The organism is Roseomonas haemaphysalidis (assembly GCF_017355405.1).
Lineage (GTDB): Bacteria > Pseudomonadota > Alphaproteobacteria > Acetobacterales > Acetobacteraceae > Pseudoroseomonas > Pseudoroseomonas haemaphysalidis.
In genome coordinates, this window is record NZ_CP061177.1 from 59,392 (window position 1) to 74,604 (window position 15,213).

At 67.2% G+C, this 15,213-nt stretch carries 17 protein-coding genes; 13 read left to right on the forward strand and 4 right to left on the reverse strand.

The annotated features are described in order from the left end of the window. Window positions 1–50: 50 nt before the first annotated feature. The gene (locus IAI59_RS00250) at window positions 51–1,223 is read left to right on the forward strand and encodes an acyltransferase family protein (RefSeq protein ID WP_207417576.1); all 1,173 of its coding nucleotides are present in this window, start codon (window positions 51–53) and stop codon (window positions 1,221–1,223) included. 58 nt (window positions 1,224–1,281) lie between these two features. Here the strand turns inward: IAI59_RS00250 and IAI59_RS23275 are convergent, their stop codons facing one another. Then, a complete protein-coding gene (locus tag IAI59_RS23275) occupies window positions 1,282–2,712 on the reverse strand; it encodes a haloacid dehalogenase-like hydrolase (RefSeq protein ID WP_207417577.1) in 1,431 nt (476 codons plus the stop codon). A gap of 206 nt (window positions 2,713–2,918) precedes the next feature. On the opposite strand from IAI59_RS23275, the gene IAI59_RS00260 reads away from it, so the two are divergent. The 7 genes from IAI59_RS00260 (at window position 2,919) to purQ (ending at window position 7,131) form a co-directional block, all read left to right on the forward strand. Continuing rightward, on the forward strand, window positions 2,919–3,776 hold the full coding sequence (locus IAI59_RS00260) for a creatininase family protein (protein ID WP_207417578.1): 858 nt from the start codon (window positions 2,919–2,921) through the stop codon (window positions 3,774–3,776). A gap of 42 nt (window positions 3,777–3,818) precedes the next feature. Continuing rightward, on the forward strand, window positions 3,819–4,391 hold the full coding sequence (locus IAI59_RS00265) for an NADPH-dependent FMN reductase (protein WP_207417579.1): 573 nt from the start codon (window positions 3,819–3,821) through the stop codon (window positions 4,389–4,391). 335 nt (window positions 4,392–4,726) lie between these two features. Then, window positions 4,727–5,491 carry a phosphoribosylaminoimidazolesuccinocarboxamide synthase gene (purC, locus tag IAI59_RS00270; RefSeq protein WP_207417580.1) on the forward strand — a complete coding sequence of 255 codons (765 nt, stop codon included), beginning with the start codon at window positions 4,727–4,729 and terminating at the stop codon, window positions 5,489–5,491. Between the two features lie 25 nt (window positions 5,492–5,516). Continuing rightward, a complete protein-coding gene (purS, locus tag IAI59_RS00275; RefSeq protein WP_207417582.1) occupies window positions 5,517–5,771 on the forward strand; it encodes a phosphoribosylformylglycinamidine synthase subunit PurS in 255 nt (84 codons plus the stop codon). Window positions 5,772–5,787: 16 nt separating this feature from the next. After that, a complete protein-coding gene (locus tag IAI59_RS00280) occupies window positions 5,788–6,036 on the forward strand; it encodes a hypothetical protein (protein WP_207417585.1) in 249 nt (82 codons plus the stop codon). After that, window positions 6,024–6,425: a hypothetical protein gene (locus IAI59_RS00285; RefSeq protein ID WP_207417587.1), complete on the forward strand. Its 402-nt coding sequence runs from the start codon at window positions 6,024–6,026 to the stop codon at window positions 6,423–6,425. Before IAI59_RS00280 ends, IAI59_RS00285 begins: the two co-directional genes overlap by 13 nt. A 7-nt stretch (window positions 6,426–6,432) precedes the next feature. Then, window positions 6,433–7,131 carry a phosphoribosylformylglycinamidine synthase subunit PurQ gene (gene purQ, locus IAI59_RS00290; protein WP_207417588.1) on the forward strand — a complete coding sequence of 233 codons (699 nt, stop codon included), beginning with the start codon at window positions 6,433–6,435 and terminating at the stop codon, window positions 7,129–7,131. Window positions 7,132–7,350: 219 nt separating this feature from the next. Here the strand turns inward: purQ and IAI59_RS23280 are convergent, their stop codons facing one another. Continuing rightward, window positions 7,351–8,406, reverse strand: coding sequence for an SDR family NAD(P)-dependent oxidoreductase (locus tag IAI59_RS23280; RefSeq protein ID WP_272874648.1), 1,056 nt, complete (start codon window positions 8,404–8,406; stop codon window positions 7,351–7,353). Window positions 8,407–8,580: 174 nt separating this feature from the next. On the opposite strand from IAI59_RS23280, the gene IAI59_RS00300 reads away from it, so the two are divergent. Beyond that, window positions 8,581–9,603, forward strand: coding sequence for an SDR family oxidoreductase (locus IAI59_RS00300; protein ID WP_207417589.1), 1,023 nt, complete (start codon window positions 8,581–8,583; stop codon window positions 9,601–9,603). A gap of 90 nt (window positions 9,604–9,693) precedes the next feature. Here the strand turns inward: IAI59_RS00300 and IAI59_RS00305 are convergent, their stop codons facing one another. Next, complete coding sequence (locus IAI59_RS00305; RefSeq protein ID WP_207417590.1) at window positions 9,694–10,263, reverse strand: hypothetical protein; 570 nt, start codon at window positions 10,261–10,263, stop codon at window positions 9,694–9,696. After that, window positions 10,241–11,608 (reverse strand): AAA family ATPase, encoded by a 1,368-nt coding sequence (locus IAI59_RS00310; RefSeq protein ID WP_207443825.1) that lies wholly within the window; start codon window positions 11,606–11,608, stop codon window positions 10,241–10,243. Before IAI59_RS00310 ends, IAI59_RS00305 begins: the two co-directional genes overlap by 23 nt. A gap of 149 nt (window positions 11,609–11,757) precedes the next feature. On the opposite strand from IAI59_RS00310, the gene IAI59_RS00315 reads away from it, so the two are divergent. The 4 genes from IAI59_RS00315 to grxD are packed head-to-tail and all read left to right on the forward strand — an operon-like array spanning window position 11,758 to window position 15,194. After that, window positions 11,758–12,330 (forward strand): transposase, encoded by a 573-nt coding sequence (locus IAI59_RS00315; RefSeq protein ID WP_207417592.1) that lies wholly within the window; start codon window positions 11,758–11,760, stop codon window positions 12,328–12,330. A 47-nt stretch (window positions 12,331–12,377) separates the two neighbouring features. Continuing rightward, window positions 12,378–14,582 carry a phosphoribosylformylglycinamidine synthase subunit PurL gene (gene purL, locus IAI59_RS00320; protein ID WP_207417786.1) on the forward strand — a complete coding sequence of 735 codons (2,205 nt, stop codon included), beginning with the start codon at window positions 12,378–12,380 and terminating at the stop codon, window positions 14,580–14,582. Window positions 14,583–14,610: 28 nt separating this feature from the next. Next, on the forward strand, window positions 14,611–14,859 hold the full coding sequence (locus IAI59_RS00325) for a BolA family protein (protein ID WP_207417593.1): 249 nt from the start codon (window positions 14,611–14,613) through the stop codon (window positions 14,857–14,859). Then, the gene (grxD, locus tag IAI59_RS00330; RefSeq protein WP_207417595.1) at window positions 14,856–15,194 is read left to right on the forward strand and encodes a Grx4 family monothiol glutaredoxin; all 339 of its coding nucleotides are present in this window, start codon (window positions 14,856–14,858) and stop codon (window positions 15,192–15,194) included. Before IAI59_RS00325 ends, grxD begins: the two co-directional genes overlap by 4 nt. Window positions 15,195–15,213: the final 19 nt, after the last annotated feature.

Sequence of the window (15,213 nt, forward strand, 5' to 3'; positions counted from 1 at the left end):
TTGTTCAAGTAAAATGGCCAGTCAACGACCCTGGGTTGAACAACACCGCCGTGACGAACCATTCGCCCCTTCCCAAGGCCGCCCCGCCCCCGGCGGGCCGCATCGCCTGCTTTGACGGCCTCCGCGGGGTCGCCGCCGTTATCGTGGTGGTGTTCCACTACATCTGCCTGTTGCACCCCACCCTGACCCCGGACCTCAGCGCGCAGGTCCACTGGCTGGCGGACACGCCGGTCCACATCCTGTGGAACGGGCTGTTCTCGGTGTCCGTGTTCTTTGTGCTGTCGGGCTTCGTCATGGCTGCGGCGGCGGACCGGCGCCGCGGCGTGCTGATCGCCAGCTCGCTCACGCGCTACCTGCGGCTGGCCCTGCCGGCGGCGGCCAGCTGCCTGCTGGCATGGGGCTGGCTGTCCGCCTTTCCCGACAGCGCCCAGGCACTGGAAGACAGCCTCGCCACGCCGTCGCGCTGGCTGGACTACACCTACCAGCACAGCATCCGCCCGATCTGGTACGCGGGCGCCGACGGCCTCCTGGGCAATTTCGTGCGCGGCTACTCGGACTTCAACAACGTGCTGTGGACCATGCAGGTGGAGCTGCTGGGCTCGCTCGGCATCTTCCTGGTTTATGCCCTGTGCCGGCGGGGGTGGGCGCGGCTGCTGGCGCTGCTGGCCGCCGGGGCCGCCGTGCTGCTGTGGCTGCCGGACACCTACACAGGCTTTCTGCTCGGCGCCGCATTGTTCGAGGCGCACCGGCGCGGCCTGCTGCGCCCGGCATCCATGCTGCCGCCGGCCCTGGCGCTGGTCGCCGCGCTGGCCATGGGGGGGATGGGCAACGGGGCGCATCTGCGGCTCGGCCTGCCGGACGTGCCGCAGGCCTGGGAACTGGGCGAGCCAAGAGGCATCATGAGCGCGGTGGCGGCGGCGCTGCTGGTTTATGCCACCCTGACCCTGCCGCCGCTGGGGCGGGTCTTCGCCCGGCCGCTGCCGGTGTTCCTGGGCCGCATCTCCTTTGGCCTTTACCTGGTGCACGTGCCGCCGCTCTACACCATCGTCGCATGGTCCTACCTGCGGGGCGTGCCCGAGGCGGTGCTGTTTCCGGCCTATGCGGCCAGCGTGCTGCTGCTCGCCTGGCTGTTCACCCTGGCGGTGGACGAGCCGTCGCTGAAGGGGCTGTCGGCGCTGCGCGCCCGCCTCGGCGCCGGCCGCCCGCTGCTGCAGCCCCGCTGACCGGCCCGAACGCGCCAGCCCCGCCCACCGGCCCCGCCCTTCCGCCCGCCCGCCCGCGTCACGCCGCCTGGCGGCGCGGCCGGTCCAGCCGGCGGAACCGCTGCCGGATCGGCCGCCCGTCGAACCACAGCGCCAGCAGGCCAAGCCAGGCCAGCGCCGCCGGAGTCGCCCAGTTCCACAACACCGCCCCGCCACCCAGCGCCGCCACCGGCACCAGCAGCACGCAGAACAGCACCAGCCGAAACGCCCGCACCGGCAGCTGCGGCCAGCCCTTGGCCCCGCTGGCCCGGCCCTGGCGGTACACCACGTAGACCATCCAGGCCGGGATCATCACGGACAGGCACACCGCCCAGCCCACCGGCCCCGGCGCCACCACCCCGGCAAAGCCCGCGAACCGGAAGCCCTGCAGCAACAGGTAGGGCCACACGCGCGTGTCCTTGTCGATGCGGTTGTAGAACCAGTACACCCCGCGCAGCGCCAGCAGCGTGGCGGCCCAGATCAGGAACAGCCCCGGCCGTTCCCACCCGCCCAGCAGCAGGATGCCCGCCCCGCCCGTGGCGGCGGCGGCCAGCCAGACCTTCAGCTCGAAGCGGCGGTCCTCAAAGGCCAGGGCCTCGGCGGTCAGCGCCGGGTCCTCCTCGAAGCGCAGGGCGCAGCGGTCGTTCTCATGGTAGCCGGCATCATAGACGCACCACAGCGACAGGAACAGCAGCGCCAGCCCGGCCAGCCCCGCCACCCCCGGCAGGTCGGCCGACAGCCCCGCGATCAGCCAGATCACGCCGGTTTCGCGCACGAATTCCTGCCGCGCCCCGATCCGGGGCCGCTTTACCTTGTCCGTGTAGTCGCCCGGCAGATAGAATCTGTCGCGCGGAAAGGCCGGCCGGAACTCCGCGTCCGGCCATACCACCAGGCAGGGCACGGCGCAGCGTTCCAGCAGCGCGCGGTCGCTCAGCGAATCCGTGACCACCACGGACCGCGACACCACCGCCGCGGCCAGATGTGGTTCCACCAGCGCCGACTTGCCGTCCCGCCGGTGCGACACCCGGCGCAGCCGGCAGGCGATCAGCGTGGCCTGCGGCAGGCCGAGATAAGGCAGCATGGGGCGGATCAGCCGCTCGTAGCCGTTGCTGGCGATGACCACCGGACCCGGCACGGCGGCCAGCGCGTCGCGCAGCGGCCGGTTGACGTGCTGCGCCACCTCCGTCGCGCACAGCCGCCGCCAGCGCCGCATGGTCCAGGGAAACAGCAGGAGCACCAGCCCCACGCGCCAGGTATCGCGCGAGGCGTCGCCGCCGAACCACCGCCAGGGCCGCAAGTGCCAGGGCCGCAGCATGTCCAGCAGCCGCAGCAGCAGCTCCGCCAGCAGGGCGGGGCGCGCCAGCGCGATGAACTCCTCCGTGGAGTTGCGCAGGAACAGCGTCTCGTCCAGGTCCACGATCACCGGGCGGTCCGTGTCGCGCAGGATGTCCAGCGCCTCTCCGGCAGGCATCGGGCTGCCATCGAATGCCTGGGTCCCGGCCGCTCGCGAAGGCAGATTCATTACAGCGCTTTCATCTGAGGGGTCGCGCTTGGGCTTCTCGGCCAAACCGGGGCCGGCTGTCCAGCTTCACGTGCCGCCGCACCGCCGCCGCCCCCCCTTCCCGCCAGCGTCCGGGCGTGGTCCGCTGGGCGCTTCGCTTGCAGGAGAGCCCGACCATGCCCGACACCGGCACCGACGCCCACCGCTGGGAACGCCGCACCGCCCCCGAGCTGCGCGCCCTGGCCGAGCGGGACGCCCTGGTGGTGCTGCCCGTCGCTTCCATGGAGCAGCACGGCCCGCACCTGCCGGTCTGGACCGACAGCTTCATCGGCCACAACTGCGCGCTGCATGCCGCCGCGCTGGCCGCCGACGTGCCCGCCATCGTGCTGCCGCCGATGTGGACCGGGCTGAGCGAGCACCACCTGCCCTTCGGCGGCACCATCAGCCTGGACTACGCCACCTTCCATGGCGTGCTGCGCGGCGTGTGCCGTTCCATCCGCGCCGGCGGCTTCAGGCGGCTGCTGCTGGTCAACAGCCATGGCGGCAACATCGACCCGCTGGCCGTCTCGGCGCGCGAGCTGTGCGTGGAATTCGACATGCCCGTGGTAGCCACCACCGTGTTCCACGTGGCCGGCCCCGCCGTGGGCGCGCTGCTGGACACCCAGCCCGGCGTGCAGCACGCCTGCGAGGCGGAAACCAGCTTCTGGCTGCACCTGGACGCCGCCCAGGTGCGGCGGGAGGAGATCCCCAACGCCATCTGCCCCGACCCCGGCGGCCAGACGGTGGGCGCGCCGCTGCACCGCTTCTGGTCCTTTACCGAGCGCGCGCCGGTGACCGGCGTGATCGGCGACCCGCGCGCCGCCACCGCCGAGAAGGGCGAAAAGCTGCTGGCCGTGGTGGCCGAGGCCCTGGCCAAGGCCATGCGCGACAACCGCCTGTGGCAGGCGCCGGACGCCGTCTGGGCCCCCGGCCGGGTGTGGGGCCGGCGCGACGGCGCGGTGCCGGGCGGCGCATCTTCCGCCCCGCGCGGCTGACCCCATCTCCCCCGCAGCTGCAACACAAGGACCGCGCCCCGCATGAGCACCACCACCCCCGCCCCGCTGAAGGTCGCCGTCATCGTCGGCAGCCTGCGCGCGGGCTCGATCAACGAGCAGCTGGCCCGCGCCCTGGCCAAGCTGGCGGCGCCCGCCATGGCCTTCGAGCTGGTCTCCATCGCCGACCTGCCGCTCTACAACCCCGACATCGACGACGGCCGCCACCCGGCGCCGGAACACTTCCGCGCCGCGGTCAAGGCGGCGGACGCGGTGCTGTTCGTGACGCCGGAATACAACCGCTCCATCCCCGGGCCGCTCAAGAACGCGCTGGACTGGGGCTCCCGCCCCTATGGCGAGGCCTGCTGGGCAGGCAAGCCGGCGGCCTCCATCGGCGCCTCGCCCGGGGCGGCCGGCACGGCGGCGGCGCAGCAGCAGATGCGCCAGGTGATGACGGTGCTGAACATGGCCGTGCTGGGCCAGCCCGAGGTCTACCTGCAATTCAAGGAAGGGCTGGTGAACGAACAGCACGACATCACCGTGCAGGGCACGGAAGCCTTTCTGACCGGCTTCCTGTCGCGCTTCGCGGGGTGGGTGCGGCAGCAGCAGCTTCGCTGAGGGCGTGGCGCCTTGAGGGGGCGCCGCCCCCTCAAGCTCCCCCGGCAGGGGATTGAATCCCCTGCACCCCCGGGTGTGGGCGCCATGACGGTGGTTAGCCTTCTTATTTTAGTATAAAAATCAGCGACCTCGGCCAGCGCCTGGCCCGTAATCCAAGGATGCACCCACCGAATGGGGGTCCAGGGGATTCAATCCCCTGGCGGGGAAAGCGCGAAAGGGGCGGCGCCCCTCTCGCCCTGGCGCGGCGCCGCCGGTTGGCGCCCGCCCGCCGCCTTTGCTATAGCCGCGCCTGAATGCCCCCGCGCCGCCGGGGGCGCAGCAAGGATTCCCGTGCCATGGCCCGCAGGCGGCAGTTGTACGAAGGTAAGGCCAAGGTCCTGTTCGAGGGCCCCGAGCCCGGCACCCTGGTGCAGTACTTCAAGGACGACGCCAGCTCCGGCAACGGCGCCAAGAAGGGCACCATCACCGGCAAGGGCGTGCTCAACAACCGCATCAGCGAATACCTGATGATGAAGCTGGGCGAGATCGGCGTGCCCACCCACTTCATCCGCCGCCTGAACATGCGCGAGCAGTTGATCCGCGAGGTGGAGATCATTCCGCTGGAGGTGGTGGTGCGCAACGTCGCCGCCGGCAGCCTGGCCACGCGGCTCGGCATCCAGGAAGGCACCCGCCTGCCGCGCTCCATCGTCGAGTACTATTACAAGAACGATGGCCTCAACGACCCGATGGTGTCGGAGGAGCACATCACCTGCTTCGGCTGGGCCTCCACCCAGGACCTCGACGACATGGTCGCGCTGACGCTGCGCATCAACGACTTCCTGTGCGGGCTGTTCCTCGGCGTCGGCATCGTGCTCGTGGACTTCAAGCTGGAATTCGGCCGGCTCTACGAGAACGACGAGATGCGCATCGTGCTGGCCGACGAGATCAGCCCCGACAACTGCCGGCTGTGGGACAGCAAGACCGGCGAGAAGATGGACAAGGACCGCTTCCGCCGCGACCTCGGCCGGGTGGAGGAAGCCTACCAGGAAGTCGCCTCGCGCCTCGGCATCACGCCGGAGGCCGGCGTGCGCGACATGAAGGGCCCGGAGGCGATGCAGTGAACCGTGTGAACCAGGAGACCGCGCCGTGAAGGCTTTCGTGACCGTGATGCCGAAGAACGGCGTGCTGGACCCGCAGGGCAAGGCCATCGGCCATGCGCTGGGCACCCTCGGCTTTTCCGGCGTGGGCGAGGTCCGCGCCGGCAAGGTGATCGAGCTGGAGCTGAGCGAGACCGACCCCGCCCGCGCCAAGGCCGCCGCCGAGGAAATGGCCCGCAAGCTGCTGGCCAACACCGTGATCGAGTCCTTCAAGGTCGAGTTGGCCCCGGAAAGCCAACGCTGAAGCGGGGCACGCGCGCATGGTGAAGGCCTCCCTGCTGCTGATGCTGCTGCTCACCGTGCTGATCGGCATGGGGCTGCGCTGGCGCGAAAGCCGCTTCGCCACGCCGGCCATCGCGGCCCGCAACGGCAAGGCGGCGCGCCGGCCCGGCCTGCTGACGCGCGGCAAGCGCAACATCGACCGCTGGGTCACCGCCGCCGCCATCGCCGCCATCGCCACCATCGCCCTGATGGGCGGACTGCACTGGATCCGCGTATGGAGCGGCTGAGAACCGTGGGCCTGCCCATGCTGGGGCTGGTGCTGGTCGCCACCGTCGTGGTGCTGGCCCTGCCGGGGCGCGACGCCGGCCTGCCGCGCACCCAAGCCGGCAACGGCCAGGCCGCCGCGACCGAGGCCGGCCCCCTGGCCAGCCTGTGCGCCGGCTGGGGCAATGCCCGCCGCGACTGCGCCGCCTTTGTGGGCCACTACATCGGCACGCTGCAGGAAGCCGAGCCCGCCCTGGGCCTGTGCATCCCGCCCCCCGCGCCGCTCGCGGAATGGACCGTGGCGGCGCTGAACGGCACGCCGCCCGACCGCCCCTGGGGCCCCGTGCTGCGCACCGTGCTCACCACCGACCGCGCCGCCCACCCCCTGCCCTGCACACCTTCCGCTGGCTGAGGCCCCCATGAACGCCGCCATCATCATCTTCCCCGGCACCAACCGGGAACGCGACATGGCCATCGCCCTGCACAAGGCGACCGGCCGCAAGCCCGCCATGCTGTTCCACCAGGAATCCGCGCTGCCCGCCGGCACCGACCTGGTGGTGCTGCCCGGCGGCTTCAGCCACGGCGACTACCTGCGCTGCGGCGCCATGGCCGCCCGCTCCCCCATCATGGCGGCGGTGCGCGCCCACGCGGCGCGCGGCGGCCACATCCTGGGCGTCTGCAACGGCTTCCAGATCCTGACGGAAGCGGGCCTCCTGCCCGGCGCCCTGCTGCGCAACAGCACGCTGCGCTTTCTGTCCATGGACTGCCACCTGCGGGTGGAGCGCGCCGACACCCCCTTTACCAGCGAATGGAAGCAGGGCGACATCTTCCGCGCCCCCATGGCGCATGGCGACGGCAACTACTTCGCCGACGACAGCACCCTCGCCACCCTGGAAGGCGAGGGCCGCGTCGCCTTCCGCTACGTGTCCCCCGAAGGCGAGGCGAGCGCGGCCGCCAACCGCAACGGCGCCCGCGCCAACATCGCCGGCATCGTCTCGGAAAACCGCCGCGTGCTCGGCATGATGCCCCACCCCGAGGATCTGGTGGACCCGCTGATGGGCGGCGAGGACGGGCTGCCCCTGTTCCGCTCCATCGCCGCCGCCCTCACCCCCGCCTGACCGGCAATGCCGGGGGAAGATGAAACATCGGTCACCCTGAACAGTTAGGGTCACGCTGCCTGATCCTCAGGCCAGACGTGCAGACCCTCTGACAGGAACGTTGCCCATGCCCATCCTCCTCTGGTTCCTCGGCGTCCCCGGCATCCTCGTGCTGATCCTCTGGGCCACCGGCATCATCGGCTTCTGAAGGCCGCCCGCGCCAGGCGGGGCGGGCGGCCCTCAGGCCTCCGCCTCGCCCGTCGCATCCTCCCGGCGCATCTTCGCCCGCACCCCGCCCTGCTCGCCGGTGTCCTGCGCCGGCGGCTCGTGCAGCGCCCCCTCCCGGTCCCCGGCCGGCGGCGCCATCTCCTGCTGCACCTTGTGCATCACGTCCGCCGCCAGGTGCTCCGCCACCCCCGGCACGATCTGGTGCCCCAGCACGGTGGCCTTGGCCTTCCAGCCCACCGCCACGTCGCCCATCGGGTGCACCGCCGCCTGCACGATCGCCCCGGCCGTCTGCTCCGGCCCGTCCATCAGGATCATCCGCGGCGACCGCCCGGTGTGGTTGCCCGCCACGTTCCACCACGGCGTGTCCAGCGCCCAGGGCATCACCGTCACCACGCCCACGCCCCGCAGCCCGGCCAGCCGCGCCTCCTGCCGCAACGCCCGTCCCAGACCCAGGATGGCGTGCTTCGTGGCGGCATAGGTGGTGTGGTAGGGCATCGGAATGCGGCTCTCCACCGAGCCGACATTGACCAGCGTCCCCTGCCCCCGCGCGCGGAACAACCGCAGCGCCGCATGGCTGCCGAAGATCACGCCCTTCAGGTTCACGTCCACCGTGCGGGCGTGGTCCTCCACGGAAATATCCTCGAACCGCCCCAGCGCGCCGATGCCGGCATTGTTGATCCAGGCATCCACCCCCCCGAACCGCTCAACCGCCGCCGCCGCCAGCGCCGCCACCGCCGCCGCGTCGCTCACGTCGGTCGGCACCACCAGCGCCTCGCCGCCCGCCGCCCGCAACTCGGCCGCCACCGCCTCCAGCTCCGCCTCGCGCCGCGCGGCCAGCACCACGCGCCCGCCCAGCGCCCCCAGCCGCACCGCCACGGCCCGCCCCACGCCACTGGAGGCACCCGTCACCACGAACACCCGCCCCGCCACGTCCTCCCGCCGCACCGCCCGCGCCGGGCGGCCGGCCAGCAACGCCAGCCCCGCCCCCGCCAGCAACGCCAGGGGCAACAACGGCGCCAGCGGCAACAAGGCCAGCGTGCTCGGCGGCGGCATCGGAGAGCGCATCATGATCCAGGTTCTTTCTGTGTTCTCCCGCTACGTGGCCGCGCCCCGCCACCTGTCAACGGACGCATCGGCCCCGCGCACCACCCCCGCCCCGCCCAAAGCCCGCCCCGCCCCCTCAACCTTCCGCCCCGCCCCACCGTTTTCCCACAGGACACCCCTGCACGGAGCCACCCCCCCATGACCGACAGCACCACGCCCCCCTCCCGCCGCAGCGTATTCCGCGGCCTCGCCGCCGGGGGCATCGCCGCCGCCGCGGCCGCCCCCGCCCTGGCCCAGACCGCCGCCGCCCCCGGCACCCCCGCCACCGGCACCGGCACCATCCCGCTGGCCAACCCGCAGGACCGCTTCCCCAAGCCGCCCTTCCCCGTGCAGTCGCAGCCCTGGCCCGCCCTGCAATCCCGCATGACCCCCGTGCCCGACTGCGGTGAAACCAGCTACCGCGGCACCGGCCGCCTCGCGGGCCGCCGCGCGCTGATCACCGGCGGCGATTCCGGCATCGGCCGCGCCGCCGCCATCGCCTACGCCCGCGAAGGCGCCGACGTCGCCATCAACTACCTCGACGCCGAGCAACAGGACGCCGAGGACGTCGCCCGCCTGATCCGCGAGGCCGGCCGCAAAGCCATCCTGATCCCCGGCGACCTGCGCGAGGAAGCCTTCCACACCCGCCTGGTGACCACGGCGCGCGAACAACTCGGCGGCCTCGACATCCTGGTCAGCAACGCCGCCTTCCAGCACGCCCAGACCTCATTGCTCGATATCTCCACCGAACAACTCGACCAGACCATGAAGACCAACGTCTACGCCATGTTCTGGCTGACCAAGGCAGCACTCCCCCACCTGCCGCCGGGCAGCGCTATCATCGTCACCTCCTCGGTCAACGCGGACCGGCCGGGGCAAAACATCATCGACTACGCCTGCACCAAGGCCGCCAACGAGGCCTTCGTGAAGGCCTTTGCCAAGCAGGCGATCGACAAGGGCATCCGCGTCAACGGCGTCGCCCCCGGGCCGTTCTGGACCCCCCTGCAGGTGGCCGGCGGCCAGACGGAGGACGGCCTCAAGCGTTTCGGCAGCACCACGCCACTGGGGCGCCCCGGCCAGCCGGTGGAACTTGCTTCGGTCTATGTTGAACTCGCGGCCAGCACGTCGAGCTACACGACGGGGCAGATCTACGGGCAGACGGGGGGCGTGGGCTGGCCGTGATCGTTTTGGGCTGAACGGTGGAGGCAGGGGCTCTGCCCCTGCACCCCGGCAGGAAACTGAGTTTCCTGCACCTTCAATACGACTTCTACCTTAAAGCCACCAACAGTTGCTTTGAAAGGTGCCCAAAAATTGATCCACTCCCCCGCTTAAAGAACGAGCCCGAGAAAGACGCATTTTCTTTAGTAAATTTGGTCCGTGGATTGTTTCTTTATAATTTTTATTTCTCTGTTTCCACAATTCTTTCATGTGATGCTTGCCGTTCTGTCCTTCAAATTGGTACACGTACTGTGGTATTGTCAATTCTTTTCGAATCATACTTTCATCGGCCAGCATCAGATTTTCACACATTTTATCCGATATTAAACAATGAACTTTGTCTGGCGGAAAACCAGCTCCTGAAAATGCCGAGCGAATGGCATTTCCTATAACAAGGATGCTATCAGGATTATCCTCTCTATCCATCCAAACAACAATTTGGCCCGGAAACTGCTTCCGCGCCTTGAATTTAGTTATAATTTGAGCGCATAGAGTTTGAGTATTCCATGAGTTTCCATTCAATATAGGGATCACATTTATAGAAGAAAAATTGCTATTCAGAAAAATCCTCTCCATAGTGCCTTCAACGAAAGCCAAAATGTCAGGACACTGCGTTGTTGGCATAGTAGTATCCCAGCCCAAACCCGGTTTCGTTAATTTGTTCGAGCACTGCTTCTTGATTTTCCAATCTAGAGCATTGCGTCTTTCCATTTACGAAATCAAATAGTATTAGCTCATCTGGATGACACTTATTTATTATAGTTTCGCTATGAGAAGACATAATGAAGTACCCAGGCCTTCCTGGCTCTGAAGAAAAATCTCGAATTAAATCAATTAAGTACTGCTGCATTTTTGGATGTAAAAAATTCTCAGGCTCTTCAACAGAATATATGCCGCCTCGTGTGATAATTAATGTCACAAGACCAAGCCATTTTAAAGTTCCGTCACTAGCCGACTGTAGCGGAATTTTGAGTGATTCCTGACCGATATTTAAATACCCTAAATATTTTCCCGTGTGTGGATCAGCAACCACTGAAACGCCGTTTAATTCTGGAAATACAAGCTTTGTCCATTCTACTATCGCTTCAAGATGTTCTGGAAGAAACCTGCGGCTTATCACTGGCCTTGATCTTCTTGTGGGCTGCGATGCTCGCTGGAGATGATACAGCGTCGCTGTTAAGCCAGACCCGTCAGGATAAATGGCGGGAGTTCGCGTTAAATCGTCAGGAACTCGCACATGCTCTGGAACGAGGTTAAATGACCTACCTCGTGTAATTGCTGATCTGACCGCATCTACCGCAGGATGATTCTGACGAGCAGAAAAAATACTTTCGTCAAAACCGACATAAATCGAATCTAGATTTTTTTCGTCAGGAGCGCGAAAAGCCATTCCGAAACGATTCAGATATCGCAGTGGATTCCGAATATTTTTGGTTTGAAGGCGTGGACTAACTTCAAATACTGGGCCTTTGTCTAGCGTACCAACCTGTCGTCTTACTGAAATTGCTCCGACGGGAGACCGACAAAGCTCTAGTTCATGCGCTTGTCTCAATTTTCTAAATTTGATAGTCTCCTTCGATACAAAAATAACTGACTGAGATCGCGAAAATTTAATTTCTATCTCGTACTCGAAGTTGAATATTTTAAGCTCTTTATCGTCAACTCGCCCTTCCATGTCTGCCACCCCGCTTATGATAGCGGAAATTTTAGATGTTTTACTCTTTGATTGCTCTTGGCTAAATACTCTAGCAACGCCACCTGCCTGAGAAACAGCGGTAGCAGCGCTTTGCGATATTGCTGAACTCAAAAAATCCAAAAATTCTATGAAATTTGTTTTTCCTGAGCCGTTTGGCCCCACCAATACATTTAGACCTCGATTTAGCCCTATACTGAAATCAGTAAGAGATCTAAACCCACTAACTGAATAGTGAGTGAGTTCGACTCCTCTATTTTCAATACTCATGTCCATCCTCAAAATCTCGTTCTTTAGAGGCTAATCTAGTATTTTTTATAGCGCAACTCGGTTGCGGATTCGTTGTCAAAGCGCATTTTGCTGTTGATCATAGGATTTTTTTCATATAGCCTGGTTTCGGTGGTTCACTAGGAGAAATCTGGATCATGCCAAGTCAAGCATCTATCACCCCCCTCCAATCCGCCGCCCTCCTTCCCTACCTCCTCCCCCGCTCCCCCCAGGGCCGTCCCATCCGGGAACTCCGCACCCGCATGGAGGGCATCTTCCACATCGCCCTCCACAACCTCCCCTGGCACGCCCTCCCTGCCCGCTTCGGCAAGCCGGATACTGTCTCCCGCTACTTCCGCCGCCTCACCCATGCCGGCCTGTGGCAGAAGCTTCTCCACGCCCTCACCGAGGCCGCCCCCGGCCACCCGCTGCGCGAGTTGGAAACCCCCATCCTCAAGGCCTGCCGCCGCGCCCACCGCATCCTCGGCCTGCCCTTCCTAGTGCTGATCCGCAAACTCAACCTCCGCCGCGCCCTCCCCGCGCCGCCCTGGCTGCTGCCCGACCCGCTTTTGTCCGAAACCCTCGCTTCCCTGAAAATCGCCCCGCCGCCCCCCGGCGAATACGGCCACAAGACCCGCCACGCCCGCCTGCTGGCCGCGCTGCAACGCCTGCACCGCAATGCCGCGGGCCGCGCCCGCATCCCCCGCAGCGTCCGGGCAGGCTGGCCATGATCAAACCACCCCTGGACAAGCGCCCCGTCCCTGCCGACAAGGCGCACATGTCCACGCCCGTCCTCCTCGCCCCCGACCAAGCCCGCCAGCTCGCCGCCGAATTCGGCCTGAAGCCGGATGAGTATGAGCGCGTCCTCGCCATCCTGGGCCGAGAGCCCTCGCGGACGGAGCTGGGCATCTTCTCCGTCATGTGGTCGGAGCACTGCTCCTACAAATCCAGCCGCTTCTGGCTGAAGCAGCTCCCCACCAAGGCCCCCTGGGTCATCCACGGCCCGGGCGAGAATGCCGGCGTCATCGACATCGGCGAGGGGCTGGCCGCCATCTTCAAGATGGAATCCCACAACCACCCCTCCTTTATCGAGCCCTACCAGGGCGCCGCCACCGGCGTCGGCGGCATCCTGCGCGATGTCTTCACCATGGGCGCCCGCCCCATCGCCAACCTCAACGCGCTCCGCTTCGGGGACCCGTCGCTGCCCAAGACGCGGCAGGTGCTGGATGGCGTGGTGCGCGGCATCGGCGGCTACGGCAACTGCGTGGGCGTCCCCACCGTCGGCGGCGAGGTCAACTTCCACCCCTCCTACAACGGCAACCCGCTGGTCAACGCCATGACCGTCGGCATCGCGCCCAAGGACCGCATCTTCCTCAGCGCGGCGGCAGGCGTCGGCAACTCGGTCGTCTATGTCGGCTCCAAGACCGGCCGGGACGGCATCCACGGCGCCACCATGGCGTCCACCGAGTTCACCGCGGATTCCGAGGAAAAGCGCCCCACCGTTCAGGTCGGCGACCCCTACTCGGAAAAGCTGCTGATCGAGGCCTGCATGGAACTGATGGCGACCGACGTCATCGTCGCCATCCAGGACATGGGCGCCGCCGGCCTCACCTCCTCCTCGGTCGAGATGGCCGGCAAGGGCGGCGTCGGCATCGAACTGAACATGGAAAACGTGCCCCAGCGCGAGGACGGCATGTCCGCCTACGAGATGATGCTCTCCGAATCCCAGGAGCGCATGCTGATGATCATCAAGCCGGGGCAGGAACACATCGCCGAAGCCATCTTCCACAAGTGGGAGCTGGACTTCGCCGTCATCGGCCACCTGACCGACACCGGCCGCATCGTCATCAAGCACCACGGCGTGCTGGAAGCCGACATCCTCCTCGCCCCCCTGGAGTCCGAGGCCCCCCTCTACCAGCGTCCCACCGCCGAAACGCCCAAGCAGCCCCTGCTGGACGCGGCCTCGGTCCCCGACCCCGTCGGCCTCGCCCCCGCGCTGGAAACCCTGCTGTCGTCCCCCGACCTCTGCTCCCGCCGCTGGATCTGGGACCAGTACGACAGCACCGTCGGCGGCCAGACCGTCAAGCGCCCCGGCGCCGCCGACGCCGCCATCGTGCGGCTGGAAGACACCACCCGCGCGCTGGCCATCACCACCGACTGCACCCCCCGCTACTGCGCGGCGGACCCGGAGGAAGGCGGCCGCCAGGCGGTGGCCGAGGCCTGGCGCAACATCACCGCCACGGGGGCGCTTCCCCTGGCGATCACCGACAACATGAACTTCGGCAACCCCGAGAAGCCCGAGATCATGGGCCAGTTCGCCAGCGCCGTGCGCGGCATGGGCAGCGCCTGCATCGCCCTCGACTTCCCGGTCGTGAGCGGCAACGTCTCCCTCTACAACGAGACCGAGGGCCGCGGCATCCTCCCCACCCCCGCCATCGGCGGCGTCGGCGTGATCGAGGACGCGTCCCTCGCCATGGGCTACGCTCTCAAGGCTGACCAGGAGCTCGTGCTGCTGGGCGAAACGCGCGGCCACCTCGGCCAGTCCCTCTGGCTGCGCGAGATCGCGAAGCGCGAGGACGGCGCCCCCCCGCCCGTGGACCTGGCGGCCGAGCGCGCCACCGGCGACTTCGTCCGCGCCCAGATCCTGTCCCGCGCCGTCACCGCCTGCCACGACGTGGCCGATGGCGGCCTGCTGGTCGCGCTGGCCGAGATGGCGCTGGAAGGCGACACCGGCATCACGCTGGACGCCGCCCCCGCCCTCCCCGCCCATGCCTTCTGGTATGGCGAGGACCAGGGCCGCTACGTGCTGGCCGCGCCGGACGCCGCCGCCCTGCTGGCGGCGGCACAGGCCGCCAGCATCCCGGCACGGCGCCTCGGCCGCTCCGGCGGCGGGGACTTGGTTCTGCCCGATGGCGGCTCCATATCCCTGGCGACCCTGCGGGATGCGCATGAGCGCTTCCTGCCCACGCTGATGGCCCAGTGACCATGATCACCACCGGAGGACCCACCTGATGGCGATGCAGCCGGCCGAGATCGAGGCCTTCATCAAGGCCGCACTCCCCGATGCCGAGGTCATCATCCAGGACCTCGCGGGGGATGGCGACCATTACGCCGCCTCCGTGGTGTCCGAGGCCTTCCGCGGCAAGTCCCGCGTCCAGCAGCACCAGCTTGTCTACGCCGCCCTGCAGGGCCGCATGGGGGGCGAGCTGCACGCCCTCGCCCTGCAGACCTCCGCCCCGAAACAGGAGCTCCCCCAATGACCACCCCCGCCCACGAGCAGATCCAGGCCGAGATTTCCGCCACCCCCGTGGTGCTCTTCATGAAGGGCACCCCGGTCTTCCCGCAGTGCGGCTTCTCGGCCCGCACCGTGCAGATCCTGTCCCACATGGGCGTGCCCTTCAAAGGCGTGAACGTCCTGGAGGACCCCGAGCTGCGCGACGGCATCAAGACCTTCACCAACTGGCCAACCATCCCGCAGCTTTATGTCGGCGGCGAGTTCGTCGGCGGCTGCGACATCGTGATGGAGATGTTCCAGTCCGGCGAGCTGGCGGCGCTGCTCACCGAAAAGGGCATCCCCCACCAGGCCGCCGCCTGATGCTGGGCGGGGGGCCCTT